Raw genomic sequence first — 14,750 nt, forward strand, 5'->3', positions numbered from 1 at the left:
GTTTTACCGCCGTCTCCTACTTTTTCACGCTAATCCGCGATGAACCTTTTTTATTGCCGGTTCGGTCGGCGACCGTCCAGGGGGTGTCCAGAGGCCAATCCCGTTCGCCGGGACACGAGCTGCGCTCGTGTCGAGAACCCGGCTCACCCCTCTCCGCCAATACAAAACCCCAGCAGCAATGCTGGGGTTTTGTATTGGCTGATTGGGTGGGTAGGAAGAACCCTCGCGGGTTCGACCGAAGGCTGCAACGCAGCCGGAGGAACGTCGGAGCAAAGCGACGACGGCCCCGAAGGGGTGAGGCACGAAGTGCCGAATAATCCCTCCCGGGCTCCCCCTCCCTAAAGCTTACTGATAACCCCCATCCCCTTCTCACAGGGCCCAAGATACCAGCCCCCAAACAGGTTGTAGTGATTCAGGAAGTGATAGAGGTTGTAGATCTCCCGCTTGCGGGCGTAGTCGCCGTGGAGTGGCCGGGTTTCGTTGTAGGCTTCATAGAACTCCGGGCCGAAGCCGCCGAACATCTCGGTCATGGCAATATCGGCCTCCGAATCACCGTAGTAGACCGCCGGGTCGATCAGCCATGCGGTGGTGTCGTCGAACAGCGCGTTCCCTGACCAGAGGTCACCGTGCAACAGGCTTGGGCCGGCAACCCGTTCGTCCAGCCATTCCGCCAGCAGGCCACCCTTGGATTCGAGCAACTGGATGAACTTGTCGCGAACGCGCTGGTCGTTGATCAGGCTTACCTGGACGCCAAGACGGTATTCCACAAAGAACTCACCCCAGCGGTCACTCTCACGATTCTTCTGGGGGTTGAGGCCGATATAGTTGTCCCGGTGAAAACCATAGCCGGCCTGGGGAAGCGCGTGGATTCGGGCCAGACCGTGGCCGAGCTGGCGAAGTACGTCGTCAGACTGCCGCAGCGGCACGATTCCGGTCATTTCCAGCCGCTCTTCGCTGACGGAATAGATCTCCGGCACCCGCACTCCGGTAACACCGGCAATGGTGATGGCGTCACCCAATAGTTCCAGACCTTCCGCCTCCCTGAACAGGGCATCGGCAAAGCCGGTTTCATTCTTTTTGGTATGCACTGTACGCCCCCTGAAACCAATGGCGTCCATGCTGCCACTCCCTGTCTGCTTTCGAATGGTAAATACCGGGAACCCAGGTAGCCTATGAAAATTCGCGCTGGCAATGCGTGACGATGGTCAATAACCAGACTGCTAGCTGACCACCCTGCGGCTCGGAAAGCTCGGATAAGCAGGGATATGGTCCAGATCTCATGTTGTAATGGTGGTCAACATGAACGGCCTGACAATCGATAGTTATTCCATTGTAACCGTTATAATCGATAAAAATGGAAGTTAAGGATTATTCAAATATGGAGGGGGAGTTCGCACCACGCGACTATCGGCTCAATTGACAGGACTGAGTGCGGCCCTTAACGTTAGCAGGCTCCACAACCACCCGGTACCACCATGACCCTTGCCGAGATCTTCCTCAGGACCCTTGAGACCACCCTGCCCGTTTTTGCCATGGTATTTATTGGTCTGGGTCTGCGTAAGCTCCGCTGGATCGACTCCGCGTTTGTTAACACCGCGTCGGCCCTTGTCTTCCGCGCCACGCTGCCAACACTGATCTTTCTCAGCATCCTGCGGGCGGACCTGGATACGGCACTGAATCCTGGCCTGCTTGGGTTTTTCCTGATGGCCACCCTGGGCAGCTTCGCACTGGTCTGGCTATGGTCGCTGTGGCGGGTGCCCAGGCCGGACCGGGGCGTCTACGTGCAGGGGTGCTTCCGTGGCAACTGTGGGATTGTGGGGTTGGCCCTGGCCGCCAGCATGTATGGCGATTATGGCCTGTCTGCCGGGGGTATCCTGCTGGGGCTGGTGATCATCTCCTATAACATCCTGTCGGTGGTGGTCCTGCTGACCTACCAGTCGGAACAGAAACTCCGCTGGGGGCACATCCTGGGCGATATCGGCCGCAATCCGCTCATACTGGCGGTTGTTATTGCCGTGCCCTTCGCCTGGTGGGAAATCGAGTTGCCGCAATGGGTGATGACCAGTGGCGACTACTTTGCCTCCCTCACCCTGCCCCTGGCCCTGCTCTGCATCGGCGCCACCATCTCTGTCAACGCCATTCGCAGCGACAGCGGCCCTGCCTTCGGGGCTGCCGGCTTCAAGATGCTGACCCTGCCAGCCCTGTGCACCGGCGGCGCCTACCTGCTTGGTTTCGAGGGCCGGGAGCTGGGACTGATGTTCCTTTACTTCGCCAGTCCCACTGCCGCCGCCAGCTTTGTGATGGTGAAGGCACTGGGAGGCAACGCCCGCATGGCTGCCAATATTGTCGCCATGACCACGCTGCTGGCCAGTGTCACCATCACCCTCGGAGTGTTTATCCTGGAGAGCGCGGGAGCCATCTGACCGCCCGTTCAGTTCCCCGTCCTGCCCAGCCAGGCGGCACCGCGCACGCCGCTGGAATCGCCATGGGCCGCACGAACCACCGGGGTATCGCACTCGCCACCAAAGACATGGTGTTGCAGCCGCTGCGGCAATTCGTCATAGATTGCCGCCACATTGGACAACCCGCCCCCCAGCACGATGATGTCCGGATCCAGAACATTGATCACCGACGCCAGCCCCCGGGCCAGGTGATCCAGGTACCGGTCCAGGGTTGCCCTTGCCTGTTCCTGACCCTCCCGGGCGGCGGTGACGATGGTGTGGCTGGTAGCGGTCTCACCCCAGAGCAGCCGGTGGGTCAGGGCCATGCCAGTGCCGGAGAGGAAGGTTTCGTTGCATCCATTACGTCCGCAGAAACAGGGACGTACGTGAAGTTCTTCATCCGGTGTCCAGGGCAAGGGATTATGGCCCCACTCCCCGGCAACGCCATTGGGGCCGGTCAACGGCCGGCGGTTGACGCTGATACCGGCACCACAGCCGGTTCCCAGGATGGCGGCGAACACCACCTCATGGCCGGCACCGGCGCCGTCGGTGGCCTCCGACAGGGCCAGGCAGTTGGCGTCATTGGTGAGGGTCACGGGCCGGTCCAGCAACCTTGCCAGGTCATCCGCCATGGGTTGGCCATTGAGCCAGGTGGAGTTGCCATTCTTGACGCGACCGGTCAGCCGGGAGACGGAACCGGGAATGCCCACCCCCACCGATAGCCCCTGGTATCCGGCGTTACGTTCCGCCTCGGAAACCAGCTCCGCGATGGTGTCCAGGGTGCCTGGATAGTCATTGCGGGGCGTGGGCAGACGCTGACGGAAATGTTCATTGCTGTGGCGATCCATCAGGATCACCTCGGTCTTGGAACCGCCCAGGTCAATACCGATCAGCCAGTCTTCCGTCATGGGCACCATTCACCGGTTAAACAGGTTAAGGAGGATCGTCAGCACCACGCTGAGAATAATCATGGAAGTGATGGGCACGAACACCTGGGTGCGCTCTGATCGCCAGTTCAGGTCGCCGGGCAACTTGCCAAACCATTGCAACAGCCCCGGCGCAAAATGGAGAATCAACCCGATCACCACCAGCACCACTCCGGCCACGATGAACCAGCGAGCCATGGATGACGACCTCCCATTCCAGATCATAATACCTGCGTTACGGATTACAGAATGCAGGAAGGATCACCCCGACGCAAAGCGCCCGGCATGATCAGGATTCCTGCTCCCGGGCTTTTCCTTCCCGGATGGTTTCCCGGGCTTCCTGTCGATCCTCGCCGTCCGCTTCCGGAGCCTCGTGTTCGTCTGCCCGGGAGGGGCGATAGCACAGGGTTACCAGGATTGGGAAGTGATCCGAGCCAAAATAATCCAGCCGCTCGATGTGACCGACGGTGAAATGCTCGCTGGTGAAAACGTGGTCCAGGGGCCAGCGCAGAAACCAGTGCCCGGCGTGGAACGTACTGAACATGCCCCGCCCGCGCCGGGGGTCCAGCATGCCGCTTACCTTGCAGAACAACCGGGTGGTACGTGACCAGGCCACATCGTTCAGGTCACCGGCCACCACCGAGGGGTGCCCGGCCTCGCGGATCTCCCGTCCGATCAGCAACAACTCCGCATCCCGCCACAGGGACTCCTTGCTCTCACTGGGCGCTGGTGGTCGGGGGTGGACCGCATGGAAACGGATCCTGTAGCCGGCAGGCAGTTTCAGCCAGCCGTGAATGGAGGGGATATCGTCCTGGATCAGATATTTCACCTCCGATTCTTCCAGGGGCAGGCGGGAATACAGGTGCATGCCGTAGAGGTTGTCCAGGGGAATACGGATGATGCAGGGCCAGTCGCCGAAGGCCTCGTCCAGCCGGTCGCCCCACCACTGGTCCGATTCCAGGGTCAGCAGCAGGTCCGGCTCCCGGTCCCGGACCTGGCGTATCAGGTCGTCGCTGTTCCGATTGGAGGTCAGCACATTGGCGACCATCAGGGTGAAACACCGGTCTTCCTGCCCTGGTTCGGCAGGCTGGACCTGCAACGGCCACAGGCGTGTCCAGGGAAGGATACGAAAAAGCTGTACGACAAGCACGAACAGCCCCACCCCCAACACCCACCAGCACCAGGGTGTGTCGGCAAGGGGCGACAGCACCATCACGGCCAGCGCCAGGGTCGCTATCTGGAGGCGGGGAAATTCACAGGCCCTGGCCCACCAGTCATGTATTGGCACCCTTCCCAGCACCGTGACCGCGAGCAGTACCAGGGCGGCACTGAGAAGAATAGGTCCTGTCATCTGGTCTCCCGACTACAGTGGGTTCAGCAACTGCCTTTGTCATCCCCGGCACTGAAGACCGCCATACACCCTGCCGTCTTCCCTGCGTTCATCCATCACCATAGCAAACTATGACTTTTGCAGCGCGCTCTCCGGGAGCCCCCTCTGCCGACCGGAACAGCTGTCTCAGGCCGTGAGCCAGCCGGCAAACAACCCATACAGTGGAATACCCAGCATGACATTGAACGGAAACGTCATGCCAAGAGACGCCAGCATCGCCATGCCGATATCGGCGTCAGGAATAGCGTGTCGCACTGCCACGGGTGCTGCAATATAGGACGCACTGGCGGTCAGGGTTGCCAGGATCACCAGGTTGCCCGGTTCAAGACCGATCCATGCCCCTGCCAGAAGCCCCGGCAATGCCATCAGCGGCGGCGCGGCTACCGCAAAGACCAGCAGTTTCCAGTCCCCCAGCCGCAGGCGACGAAGGGTTTCAGAGGCCACCAGTCCCATCTCGAGGAGGAACAGCGCCAGGATCAGTGAAAAGGCCTCAGTGAGCGGGGCAGTCACCTTGTCGCCATTGGCGTAACCGTAGAGCATGCCGATAATCACACCCCCAACCAGAAGAACCACGCTGCGGTTGGTGAGGGTTTCCTGCCATAACGGGATCGAACCTGTATCACGGGTCCTTTCACCGGAGAAACGGCGGTAGAACCAGAGCCCCATCAGAATAGCGGGCAGCTCGAGCAGTACCAGGTACAGGGTGACCTCCCCGCCAGTTGGCAATGAGCGAGCCTCGACCCAGGCCATGGCCACGGCAAAGGTTCCCGCGCTGACGGAGCCATAATGACAGCACAGGCTGGCGGCATTGGCCACATTCAGACCAACCACGTACCGCAACACCGGAAACAGCACAAATGGCAACACAAAACCGAGCGCCGCGACCACCATCAGTTCAGCAAAAAGTTCGACACTGAGGTTGCCGTGCAGCGCCATGCCACCTTTCAATCCGATGGTGAGCATCAGCAACAGACTGAGCACATCGTAGGCGGCCTTGGGAATTTCCAGGTCCGATCGCAGGGCCCCGGCAACCAGGCCCAGCAGGAAGAACATTACAACAATATCCGGCATTTGAAATCTCTGAGGTGGGTGGCTCAGAAGAGCCATTCAGGCTCTGTCTGGTAACGTGCGAAAAAAAAGGGCCCGCGGAGGGCCCTCAAAGGTTCAGTGTGTTGGTCACTCAGTTCGCTGCAATGGGCCGATAGCGAGTCTGACCTATCAATGCAGGATCTGCAGTGTGTCGTTCGGACGCCTCCACCGTGGACGACGCTGCCCCGGCGGGCACCTCAAATACGTGGTAGGCCTCCGGGCCGAAAGGGTCAAGTGCCGTACCGAGGTATTGATAGTTTTCGGGCACCGGCTCACCGGAGAACGCGACCCGGAACTGTCGCTCAACGGTGGGAGTGGTCACTTTCAAAGGCTGTTCGATCCAGAGATAAACCCCCTTCTCCGATACCAGATATTCGCACCGTACCACTCGGAATCCGTTCTTCAGGGTGAGACGGGTCGTTTCCTTGCCTGCATTGATACGGAATTTATGAATGGTTTTCATGGGCGGTCTCCTGTGTCATCGACAGGTCAATACTGCATTGCGGGAAGCTCGCAATGAATCAACTTTTCTGAGCAGTATTGTTCGCTTTTTTCGAACCATTCTGCAGGTCCGGCCGTGGCTGGACGATGGCCTCCACGGCCGGGTGATGGATATGGCCAGCGCGGGTCACCGCATAGAGTACGTCCTGCACATCATCAATACGGGCTACGGTTTCCACCTTGTATTGCCGGCAGACCTCATCTGCAATCGCCGTGGGGGCGGCAAAATAGCCCAGCCCTTCCCGGCCGAAAACCTTGATAAGGGCACTATCATCCACCTCCGCCACTACCCGCACCTTCACCTGATTACCGGCAAACCAGTTCATCAGTTCCGTAAAGTAGGGGGCGTCCACCGAAGTGGCCAGAAACGGCGCGCCGTCGAGACTCCCTGGAAACCCTTCTCGCAGGGATGTCGACAGTGGCGCGGAGGCAAACAGGGAGATGGATGAACTCGCAAGGCGGTGAGCCAGGAACGAACCGGCCTGACCGGGGCCGGGTTGCCGGTCGGTAAGCACCACTTCCAGCTCTTTTCTTGCCAACCGCTCCAGCAAGCTGTTGTTGTCACCGGTCCGGCAGTGCAGGCGCACTTCGCGACTCAGCCCCAGGGCTGGCTCCAGCAGGTGGTAGGCGATTAGCTTGTGAATCGATGCCGACAACCCAACGGTCAGCGAGAGCGGGCGGTTCTCGGGAGGTCGACGGACCATTTCAGTCAGGGATTCAGCAACCCTGAACATATCGTCCGCATAACCGTACACCGCGTTACCAAAATCCGTCAGCTTCAGGGATCGGTTCCGGCGCAGGAACAGCGGACCACCCAGTTCGTTCTCCAGGGTCGCGAGCTGACCGCTAAGAGTCTGTGGGGTAAGGTCGAGTATCTCACTGGCACGCTGGATGCCCCCTTCCCGGGCGATCACCCAGAAATAATAGAGATGACGGAAATTGATCGGGCTCATCCGGATTGTTCCATGGCCACGCTGATGTCAGCCGGATTCCGGTTCAGCATCATGGGGAATCCGGTGGCTGTTGCCAGTCATTACTGTTTACGGCGGTAAATGATACCGGGATGACACTGGACCATGTCGTACAGGTGGGACAGGCCGTTGAGCGATTCCGACGCACCCAGTATGAGGTAGCCCCCCGGATTCAGGCAACTGTGCATCCTGGTGAGGATGTCCCGTTTATGTTCCCCGGAAAAGTAGATCAGCACGTTGCGGCAGAAGATCAGGTCGAACCGCCCCAGTACGTAACGGTCCATCAGGTTCAGCTCCCGGAATTCCACCATGCGCTGCACCTGGGGTTTGACCTTCCAGCCGCCACTGGGCAGGGCGGTGAAGAAGTGGCGCAGCCGTTCCTGGGACAGGCCCCGGCCCAGGGCCAGCATCTCGTATTCACCCCGCTTGGCCGTATCCAGCACCGAGCGTGAGATATCCGTGGCGGTGATCCTCACCTCGTTCTTCAGCCGACCGGGCTGGAACCGTTTATATTCCTCAATGGCCATGGCGATGGAATAGGGTTCCTGGCCGGTGGAGCACGCAGCGGACCATATTCTCAGGGGCTGGGTGCCGCCCCTTGCCGCCAGTTCCGGCAACAGTTTTTCAGAGAGAATACGGAACGGATGATTATCCCGGAACCAGAGGGTTTCGTTGGTGGTCATCGCATCGATGACCGTTTCCTTCAATTGCGTGGAGCCGGGGCGCTGGAGACGCTGCAAAAGGTCGCCCAGGGAGTCCAGCGCGTTGTCCTCAAGAAGTCGGCGTAAACGGCTTTTCACCAGGTACTGTTTGTTATCACCCAACAGGATGCCAGACGCATCCTGCAGGAATTTCTTGAAGGCATCATATTCCTGGGGAGTGATGTCTGCTTTCATCAGATCTCTGCGGTCGATTGAAATGTCAGACGGGAGCGCCGATGCCGGCAGGCCCGCTATTCACGGTCGAGTATTTCCATCACCCGCTCGGCAAGCTCGTCGGGGCTGAACTTCGCCATGAAATCGTCAGCCCCTACCTTCTGCACCATTGCCCGGTTGAAAATACCGCTCAACGACGTATGGAGCATAATGTACAGGTCTTTGAGTGCCGGGTCATTTTTGCACCTTGCGACCAGAGTGTAGCCGTCCATTTCGGGCATCTCCACATCGGAGATCACCATGGAAACATGGTCCGTGATCCTGCTGCCGTCGGCGATGACCTCTTTCAGGAACTCCAGCGCCTGCTTGCCATCATTGCGGGACTCAACCTCCAGACCAATGGCGGTCAGGCAACGGACCATCTGGCGCCGGGCCACCGATGAGTCATCCACCACCAGAACCGGACGGGAAGCGCTGCGGTCGCGGGTGTTGCGGGAGAGAAGTTCCTCACCCACATCCTCTTTGAGGGGAGACACCTCGGACAGCACCTTTTCGACATCGATGACTTCAACCAGGGCATCGTCGAGACGGGTCACTGCCGTCAGGTAGACTTCCTTGCCGGCACCCTTGGGGGGCGGCATGATGTCTTCCCAGTTCATGTTCACGATTCGGTCAACTCCGGATACCAGGAACCCCTGGGTGCGCCGGTTATATTCGGTGATGATCACGAAGCTGGCGGATACCTGATCGTCCGGCAGCGCCGGCCCGCCGATCGCCATGGACAGATCGATGATGGGAATGGTCTCTCCACGGATATGAGCCACGCCACGCACCACCGAGCGGCTGTTGGGAATGGAGGTCAGTCTGGGACACGGCAGCACTTCCTTGACCTTGAACACGTTAATGCCATAAAGCTGACGCCCACGGAGGCGGAACAGCAACAACTCAAGGCGATTCTCCCCCACCAGCTGGGTACGTTGGTTAACACTGTCAAGGACGCCTGCCATTCGAAACTCCCGGAAACTGTGCTGGCAGCTCACCGCCCCGGAGAGTCCTCAAGGGCAGACCGGGCACAGTAGTTGCTTATTTATTGGTATATGGCCAGGAAAGTGGACGGAGCGACAAGGATCCGACGGTCCAGCATTCCTTAATGCCTCAGTCGTCGCATTGTAGCGTCGCCCGGGGCTGAGTTGTGTAACGGCTGGTATCCGGGAAAGTTTAGAGCCTCTGCCAGAGCCCAGCGCCACCGCCGACCACGTTTCCTGGCACCTTTCGAGACAGCATAGGACAAAGCCGGCCAAATGCGCAGTTTAATCGCCATCATCCTTATCGCCATCAGCGGCAATACCGCCCTGGCGGCTGACTCGACGGGTCCGGATGAGATCCTGGCCGCCGGTCGGGCCTTCATGGAGGACTTTGTCCGCCAGCAGCAGGACGAAGGACTTGAGGCAAGCTTTACCCTCGGCAGCCTGGATCCGCGACTCAAGCTGGCCCCCTGCACGAACGACCGGATCGACGTTGAGTTCAGCAGCGATCCGATGGAGACCACCCAGCCTTCCCTGCTGGTGTCCTGTCAGGGTGAGCGACCATGGCGGATGTACCTGTCGGTATCCCTTGAGATCCACGGCGATGCCTTCGTGGCCGCCAGGCCCCTGAACCGGGGTGACCGGATTACCCGCGCCATGGTGACCACCCAGCGGGTGCAGGTGAACTCGGTGCGGCAGGGAACCATAACCCGGCTGGACAACCTGGTCGGACTGGAAATGAAGCGTTCCGTCAGGGCCGGTACCCCCTTCACGCCGCACCTGGTGATCACGCCGGATGCCGTGGCAAGGGGCGACCATGTTATGATCACGGCCCGTAACCAGGGATTCGCCGTGAGCACCCGGGGGAAGGCACTGGCCAATGCCCGGATCGGCGAACAGGTGCTGGTGGAAAACCTGTCCTCGTCCCGGACATTGCGGGCCCGGGTAGTGGCACCGGGTCGGGTTGAAGTGGCCATGTAGTATTCGGCGGGGACAGTATGCGGCAAGAATCTGCCGGGACAGGCATCCGGTTGCCGCTGGCAGCCACCCGGGAAGAGACCAACGGTGAACCGGTTCACGTCGCCACAAAAGATGAACAAAGTTTTACTCAAGAAAGGGCTAAACCCGTCGATAAACGGGCAAGACCCAAATTTCGACCGCCATGGAGCGGCAAGCAGCTAGAGAAGGTATCGTCATGGCAGTTAACTTTAACGGCATTGGCAACAATCAGGTTAACTCCCCCAAAACCACCACGGACAAGGCCACTGACACCAAAACCGGCAACCAGCCGGCGCCCGCCGAACAGTCGGGCAAGCAGGCCCAGTCCGCCCGTGGCGAGAACGTCAACCTGAGCAAACAGGCCAAGGAGCTCAGGCAGATGGGAGAGAAACTGGACAGTTACCCGGAAGTGGACGACAGCCGCGTGGAAGCGATTCGCGCTGCACTGGCGGACGGTTCCTACAAGGTGGATGCGGAGAAAGTGGCCCAGAAAATGCTTGAGATGGATAAAAGCATTTTCGGGTGAGGTAAACCATGGCCACTGCCACCGTAGACAAACTCCAGGTACTCCTTGACCAGGACCTGGCCCAGCTCCGGCAACTCGCAACACTGCTGGAGGAAGAGAAGGCCCTGTTGGCCAATGCGGATGTCCGCGCCATCGAGCCACTAACGGAACAGAAAAACACGCTCCTGACCAGTATCCGGGAACGGGCCCGCCAAAAGGTACACCTGCTGGTCGAAATGGGATTCCGGCCGGATCAGGGGCACCCCTCCCGCTTTATCCGCAGCGCCGGACTCAGCGACCTCCACCGGAGCTGGGAGCAGGCCCAGACCGCCCTCGCCGACTGCCATGCCCTGAACCAGCAGAACAGCAAGGTGGTCAGCCACCTCCAGGCACGGCTTGCCAAGCTGACGGATATCTTCCGTGGCAGTTCCGGACAACAGAAACTTTACGGCGCCACTGGCCAGCAAACCTCCGTTGGCCAGAGAAACATTCTCGCCAGCGCCTGACCTCCGGACCGGCAATCAGGCCTTACAAGAATCCAGACGAATTGGTAATTTGCCCGGCAACCGGGGTCACTGGCCCCACGGTTTCTGGTAAACTTCAGGCGGTCATTCACCGAACGGAGCTCGTCATGGATCGCCTGCGCATTCACCTCCCTGCCCCAGGCCTGAACCGCCTCGCAGCCACCGTTACGCTGCTACTGGCCATGCTTGGATGGACACTTTCCGCCCAGGCCCAGGACGCATCCGCTGACAACGACGATCTGCCCCAGGTGCGGGTATCCACCACCGAAGGCGCCTTCGAGATTCGGCTCCGGCCGGACATTGCCCCCGAAACCGTGGCCAACTTCCTTGATTACGTGGAGCAGGGCTTCTACGACGGCACTGTCTTCCACCGGGTGATTCCCGGCTTCATGATCCAGGGCGGCGGCTTCGACAGCGACCTCCGCAAAAAGGCCACCGACGACCCCATCAGAAACGAGTCCCGGCAGACCGCCAAAAACCTCCGCGGCACCATAGCCATGGCCCGGACCCGGAACCCGGATTCCGCCACCTCCCAGTTCTTCATCAACCTGGCGGACAATCCGCACCTGAACGCCACCCGCTCAAGCCCCGGCTATACCGTGTTTGGCTCCGTGACGCAGGGAATGGGCGCGGTGGACGCCATCGCCAACGTCCAGACCACCCGCGCCAACGGCATGGCCAATGTGCCGGTGGAACCGGTGATCATCCAGTCGATCCGACTTATCGACGACGAGCAGTAGCCCATGGAACCACTTGCACCGTCCCTGCCTTCCATTGAACCGGCAACCCTGGAGTGGCGCGACGGCCAGCCCGTGTCCGCCCGCTTCGGTGACGTGTATTTCAGCCGGGAGAACGGACTGGAGGAAACCCGCTATGTGTTCCTGGGCCATAACCGCCTGCCCGACCGTTTCGCCAGTCTGAACGAGGGCGATACCTTCGTCATCGGAGAGACCGGTTTCGGCACCGGGCTGAACTTCCTGGCCGCCTGGCAGGCTTTCCGGGACCATGCGCCGACCGGTGCCAGCCTGCATTTTGTCTCCGTTGAGCGCTATCCCCTGAGGGCTGAGGACCTCCGTCAGGCCCTTGCCCTCTGGCCCGAACTGTCGCCACTGTCCGCAACGCTGCAGCAGCAGTATCCACCGCTGGTGACGGGCTGTCACAGGCTTGTGCTGGATGGCGGCCGGGTTCGTCTGACTCTCTACCTGGGCGATGCGGTGGAGGCCCTGGAAGACCTCTCGTTCGAGGCCGACGCCTGGTTCCTGGATGGCTTCGCCCCCGCCTGCAACCCGGACCTCTGGGAACAACGGATCATCGACCTGGTTCGCTGCCACAGCCGCCCCGGGGCCACCCTGGCCACCTTCACCTCCGTCGGTCGTATTCGCCGGGGGTTTGCCGAGGCCGGTTTCCGGATGGAGAAAGTCGCCGGATTCGGCCACAAACGGGACATGATCCGCGGCGAACTGCCTGCCAGTGATCGCCGGACTTGCGGCGTCCCCAGGTCCATCCTGGTGGTGGGGGCGGGCCTCGCAGGAAGCCTGCTGGCCCGTAACCTGGCCGAAAGGGGTATGCGGGTGACCGTCGCCGACCAGGGCGAAGGGCCCGGCGCCGGGGCGTCCGGCAATGCCCAGGGCGCCCTGTATGCCAAGCTGGGCGTGCAGTTCAATGCCCAGACACAGCTCAGCCTGGCGGCCCTGCTCCACGCCCAGCGCTACTATCCCCTGAACACCCCCGACGTCTGGCACCCGACCGGCCTGTTGATGATGGCCAAATCGGACCATGAACAGCAACGCCAACAGAAATTCCTGCAACAGAACCAGTACCCCCAGGGCATCCTGCGCCCGGTTTCCGCCGAACAGGCCACCACCCTCACCGGCGTGCCCTGCCCCAAAGGCGGACTCTGGTTCGGACAGTCCGGTTGGCTGGAGCCGGCCCGCCTGTGCCTCACCCTGCTGGCGCACCCGAACATCCAGACCGAGTTCGGCTTCCGGGCCACCCGCCTGCTGCCCTGCAACAGTCGCTGGTGCCTCTCGGGGGAAGGCCGGCAGGACCTGGTGGCCGATGCGGTGGTGATTGCCGCCGGCCATCAGACACGCTCACTGATGCCGGTAGTGGGCGACTACCGCATGAAGGCCATACGCGGCCAGGTGACGGCGCTGCCGGCGACTTCCCTCACGGCCCAGCCCCGGGCCGTAGTCACCGGAACCCGTTACCTGAACCCGCCGATGGGCGGCCAGGTAATCACCGGCGCCACCTTCGATCTGCACGACCCCGACCCACAGGAACGTCTCAGCAGCCACCAGGAGAACATCGACGCACTGGCGGACATGGTGCCGGGCATACTCCGGGAGGAAAATCTGGCATCCTCAGCCTCCGGACGGGTCTCCTTCCGTTGCACCACCCATGACTACCAGCCAATCGCCGGCCCCCTGGTCAATGGCGAGGCGCAGGTCCTGGACGGCGCCTGGCTGTTCACCGGTCTGGGTAGCAAGGGGCTGATGTGGGCCCCGTTGCTGGCGGAATACCTGGCCGACTGCCTGTGTGGTGAGCCACGCGCCCTGCCCCGGTCCCTGGCGGCACGGGTTGATCCCAAGCGCTGCCTCGCCGAGACGGTGACAACCAGCCGCATTGCCTGATTTGCGTTCCAGTTTTTTCCCTGTTGGCCGATAAACGGGTAACGTAGTGTTGTCGATCTTGCCTTAAGTTGCAGGATGACAGCGGTATGCCCGGATACCCGGACCATCAGGAGCAGTAATGGCCATACACGTCAGCGAACCCGGACGACCAACGGGAACCCGTTTACCGGAGATTTTCCGCAACAGGCGCGTGGGTAACCTGGAAGAAACCAGTGAATCCCATGTCCTGCGGGAAAGCAGCGAGGAGATCTCCGACGGGGCCTTCCAGCAGGCCCGGGAAGTCCATGCCCGGCGTGCCGTGGCCCACTACAGCCAGGCGGATGAAGCCGAGCCGGAACCGGAACGCGCCTACCTGCCGGTCAGCCGGGTCTGCAGCCCCTGGATCCACTCGTTACCGGCGGAGTCCACCCTGGCCGATGCCCTGGATCAGATGGAACAGCATGCCATACACCATATCGTGATCACCGCCGACGGTGCGGTTGGCGGTCTGGTGGATACCCGCTGGATACTGGCCTGGCTCCATGAAAACCGTCAGCACGACATCTCTCAAAGCTTCCAGCACATTGAATTGCCGGCATTTCTGACCGCTTCCCCGGAGACCGATGCCCATCAGCTTGCCCGCCTGATGCTGGCCCACCAACTGGACGCAGCCCTGGTGGTGGGCCCTGATGGCAGCCCCACCGGCATTATCACCAGCACGGATTATTTGCGGCTTTACGCGAGTTTGAGTCAGCAGGAAGGTGAGGTTTAATTCTATGCCGGTTACGCTGGGCGGCCAGCATCCAAGGCACGGGCGTGCAAGGTGAGGCCGTTTTCCGGGACCTTCAAAAACAGGGACGTTTTTGAAGAGCCTACAGGGATGTATTCACGG

16 protein-coding genes are annotated in these 14,750 nt (G+C 60.8%); 7 read left to right on the forward strand and 9 right to left on the reverse strand.

What is annotated here, in order from left to right; all coding sequences use genetic code 11:
* Positions 1 to 338 precede the first annotated feature (338 nt).
* Positions 339 to 1,088 (reverse strand): fructosamine kinase family protein, encoded by a 750-nt coding sequence (locus RO069_RS03255; RefSeq protein ID WP_328185308.1) that lies wholly within the window; start codon positions 1,086 to 1,088, stop codon positions 339 to 341.
* Between the two features lie 387 nt (positions 1,089 to 1,475).
* Between RO069_RS03255 and RO069_RS03260 the strand changes: the two genes are divergently transcribed.
* A complete protein-coding gene (locus tag RO069_RS03260) occupies positions 1,476 to 2,423 on the forward strand; it encodes an AEC family transporter (RefSeq protein WP_328185309.1) in 948 nt (315 codons plus the stop codon).
* An 8-nt stretch (positions 2,424 to 2,431) separates the two neighbouring features.
* Here RO069_RS03260 and RO069_RS03265 read toward each other — a convergent pair whose 3' ends face one another.
* The 8 genes from RO069_RS03265 to RO069_RS03300 all read right to left on the reverse strand — a co-directional run bounded on the left by RO069_RS03265 (position 2,432) and on the right by RO069_RS03300 (position 9,200).
* On the reverse strand, positions 2,432 to 3,349 hold the full coding sequence (locus RO069_RS03265) for an ROK family protein (protein ID WP_328185310.1): 918 nt from the start codon (positions 3,347 to 3,349) through the stop codon (positions 2,432 to 2,434).
* Between the two features lie 9 nt (positions 3,350 to 3,358).
* Positions 3,359 to 3,565 carry a DUF2905 domain-containing protein gene (locus tag RO069_RS03270; RefSeq protein WP_328185311.1) on the reverse strand — a complete coding sequence of 69 codons (207 nt, stop codon included), beginning with the start codon at positions 3,563 to 3,565 and terminating at the stop codon, positions 3,359 to 3,361.
* Between the two features lie 91 nt (positions 3,566 to 3,656).
* Positions 3,657 to 4,718 carry an endonuclease/exonuclease/phosphatase family protein gene (locus RO069_RS03275; protein ID WP_328185312.1) on the reverse strand — a complete coding sequence of 354 codons (1,062 nt, stop codon included), beginning with the start codon at positions 4,716 to 4,718 and terminating at the stop codon, positions 3,657 to 3,659.
* A 165-nt stretch (positions 4,719 to 4,883) separates the two neighbouring features.
* Positions 4,884 to 5,828 carry a sodium-dependent bicarbonate transport family permease gene (locus RO069_RS03280; RefSeq protein WP_328185313.1) on the reverse strand — a complete coding sequence of 315 codons (945 nt, stop codon included), beginning with the start codon at positions 5,826 to 5,828 and terminating at the stop codon, positions 4,884 to 4,886.
* Positions 5,829 to 5,937: 109 nt separating this feature from the next.
* Positions 5,938 to 6,309: a DUF7352 domain-containing protein gene (locus RO069_RS03285; RefSeq protein ID WP_328185314.1), complete on the reverse strand. Its 372-nt coding sequence runs from the start codon at positions 6,307 to 6,309 to the stop codon at positions 5,938 to 5,940.
* A gap of 58 nt (positions 6,310 to 6,367) precedes the next feature.
* Positions 6,368 to 7,300, reverse strand: a complete 933-nt coding sequence (locus tag RO069_RS03290) for a LysR family transcriptional regulator (protein WP_328185315.1) — start codon at positions 7,298 to 7,300, stop codon at positions 6,368 to 6,370.
* A gap of 80 nt (positions 7,301 to 7,380) precedes the next feature.
* Positions 7,381 to 8,214 carry a CheR family methyltransferase gene (locus tag RO069_RS03295; RefSeq protein WP_328185316.1) on the reverse strand — a complete coding sequence of 278 codons (834 nt, stop codon included), beginning with the start codon at positions 8,212 to 8,214 and terminating at the stop codon, positions 7,381 to 7,383.
* A gap of 56 nt (positions 8,215 to 8,270) precedes the next feature.
* Entirely contained in the window at positions 8,271 to 9,200 is a 930-nt protein-coding gene (locus tag RO069_RS03300) for a chemotaxis protein CheV (RefSeq protein ID WP_328185317.1), read from the reverse strand.
* Between the two features lie 294 nt (positions 9,201 to 9,494).
* On the opposite strand from RO069_RS03300, the gene flgA reads away from it, so the two are divergent.
* From flgA to RO069_RS03330, 6 genes are all read left to right on the forward strand, one after another.
* On the forward strand, positions 9,495 to 10,199 hold the full coding sequence (gene flgA / locus RO069_RS03305; protein ID WP_328185318.1) for a flagellar basal body P-ring formation chaperone FlgA: 705 nt from the start codon (positions 9,495 to 9,497) through the stop codon (positions 10,197 to 10,199).
* Between the two features lie 214 nt (positions 10,200 to 10,413).
* The gene (gene flgM / locus RO069_RS03310) at positions 10,414 to 10,743 is read left to right on the forward strand and encodes a flagellar biosynthesis anti-sigma factor FlgM (RefSeq protein WP_328185319.1); all 330 of its coding nucleotides are present in this window, start codon (positions 10,414 to 10,416) and stop codon (positions 10,741 to 10,743) included.
* A gap of 8 nt (positions 10,744 to 10,751) precedes the next feature.
* Positions 10,752 to 11,228, forward strand: coding sequence for a flagella synthesis protein FlgN (locus tag RO069_RS03315; protein ID WP_328185320.1), 477 nt, complete (start codon positions 10,752 to 10,754; stop codon positions 11,226 to 11,228).
* 200 nt (positions 11,229 to 11,428) lie between these two features.
* On the forward strand, positions 11,429 to 11,986 hold the full coding sequence (locus RO069_RS03320; RefSeq protein ID WP_328185323.1) for a peptidylprolyl isomerase: 558 nt from the start codon (positions 11,429 to 11,431) through the stop codon (positions 11,984 to 11,986).
* A 3-nt stretch (positions 11,987 to 11,989) separates the two neighbouring features.
* Positions 11,990 to 13,879, forward strand: coding sequence for a bifunctional tRNA (5-methylaminomethyl-2-thiouridine)(34)-methyltransferase MnmD/FAD-dependent 5-carboxymethylaminomethyl-2-thiouridine(34) oxidoreductase MnmC (gene mnmC, locus RO069_RS03325; protein WP_328185321.1), 1,890 nt, complete (start codon positions 11,990 to 11,992; stop codon positions 13,877 to 13,879).
* A 118-nt stretch (positions 13,880 to 13,997) separates the two neighbouring features.
* Positions 13,998 to 14,630, forward strand: coding sequence for a CBS domain-containing protein (locus RO069_RS03330; RefSeq protein ID WP_328185322.1), 633 nt, complete (start codon positions 13,998 to 14,000; stop codon positions 14,628 to 14,630).
* Positions 14,631 to 14,750: the final 120 nt, after the last annotated feature.

The sequence above is a fragment of the Marinobacter sp. OP 3.4 genome, assembly GCF_036224885.1.
Taxonomy (GTDB): domain Bacteria; phylum Pseudomonadota; class Gammaproteobacteria; order Pseudomonadales; family Oleiphilaceae; genus Marinobacter.

What these genes read in the sequence shown, in the direction of transcription:
- RO069_RS03260 (WP_328185309.1), top strand. Translation starts at nt 1,476, where the DNA reads ATGACCCTTGCCGAGATCTTCCTCAGGACCCTTGAGACCACCCTGCCC.
- RO069_RS03265 (WP_328185310.1), bottom strand. Translation starts at nt 3,349, where the DNA reads ATGACGGAAGACTGGCTGATCGGTATTGACCTGGGCGGTTCCAAGACC.
- RO069_RS03270 (WP_328185311.1), bottom strand. Translation starts at nt 3,565, where the DNA reads ATGGCTCGCTGGTTCATCGTGGCCGGAGTGGTGCTGGTGGTGATCGGG.
- RO069_RS03275 (WP_328185312.1), bottom strand. Translation starts at nt 4,718, where the DNA reads ATGACAGGACCTATTCTTCTCAGTGCCGCCCTGGTACTGCTCGCGGTC.
- RO069_RS03280 (WP_328185313.1), bottom strand. Translation starts at nt 5,828, where the DNA reads ATGCCGGATATTGTTGTAATGTTCTTCCTGCTGGGCCTGGTTGCCGGG.
- RO069_RS03285 (WP_328185314.1), bottom strand. Translation starts at nt 6,309, where the DNA reads ATGAAAACCATTCATAAATTCCGTATCAATGCAGGCAAGGAAACGACC.
- RO069_RS03290 (WP_328185315.1), bottom strand. Translation starts at nt 7,300, where the DNA reads ATGAGCCCGATCAATTTCCGTCATCTCTATTATTTCTGGGTGATCGCC.
- RO069_RS03295 (WP_328185316.1), bottom strand. Translation starts at nt 8,214, where the DNA reads ATGAAAGCAGACATCACTCCCCAGGAATATGATGCCTTCAAGAAATTC.
- RO069_RS03300 (WP_328185317.1), bottom strand. Translation starts at nt 9,200, where the DNA reads ATGGCAGGCGTCCTTGACAGTGTTAACCAACGTACCCAGCTGGTGGGG.
- flgA (WP_328185318.1), top strand. Translation starts at nt 9,495, where the DNA reads ATGCGCAGTTTAATCGCCATCATCCTTATCGCCATCAGCGGCAATACC.
- flgM (WP_328185319.1), top strand. Translation starts at nt 10,414, where the DNA reads ATGGCAGTTAACTTTAACGGCATTGGCAACAATCAGGTTAACTCCCCC.
- RO069_RS03315 (WP_328185320.1), top strand. Translation starts at nt 10,752, where the DNA reads ATGGCCACTGCCACCGTAGACAAACTCCAGGTACTCCTTGACCAGGAC.
- RO069_RS03320 (WP_328185323.1), top strand. Translation starts at nt 11,429, where the DNA reads ATGCTTGGATGGACACTTTCCGCCCAGGCCCAGGACGCATCCGCTGAC.
- mnmC (WP_328185321.1), top strand. Translation starts at nt 11,990, where the DNA reads ATGGAACCACTTGCACCGTCCCTGCCTTCCATTGAACCGGCAACCCTG.
- RO069_RS03330 (WP_328185322.1), top strand. Translation starts at nt 13,998, where the DNA reads ATGGCCATACACGTCAGCGAACCCGGACGACCAACGGGAACCCGTTTA.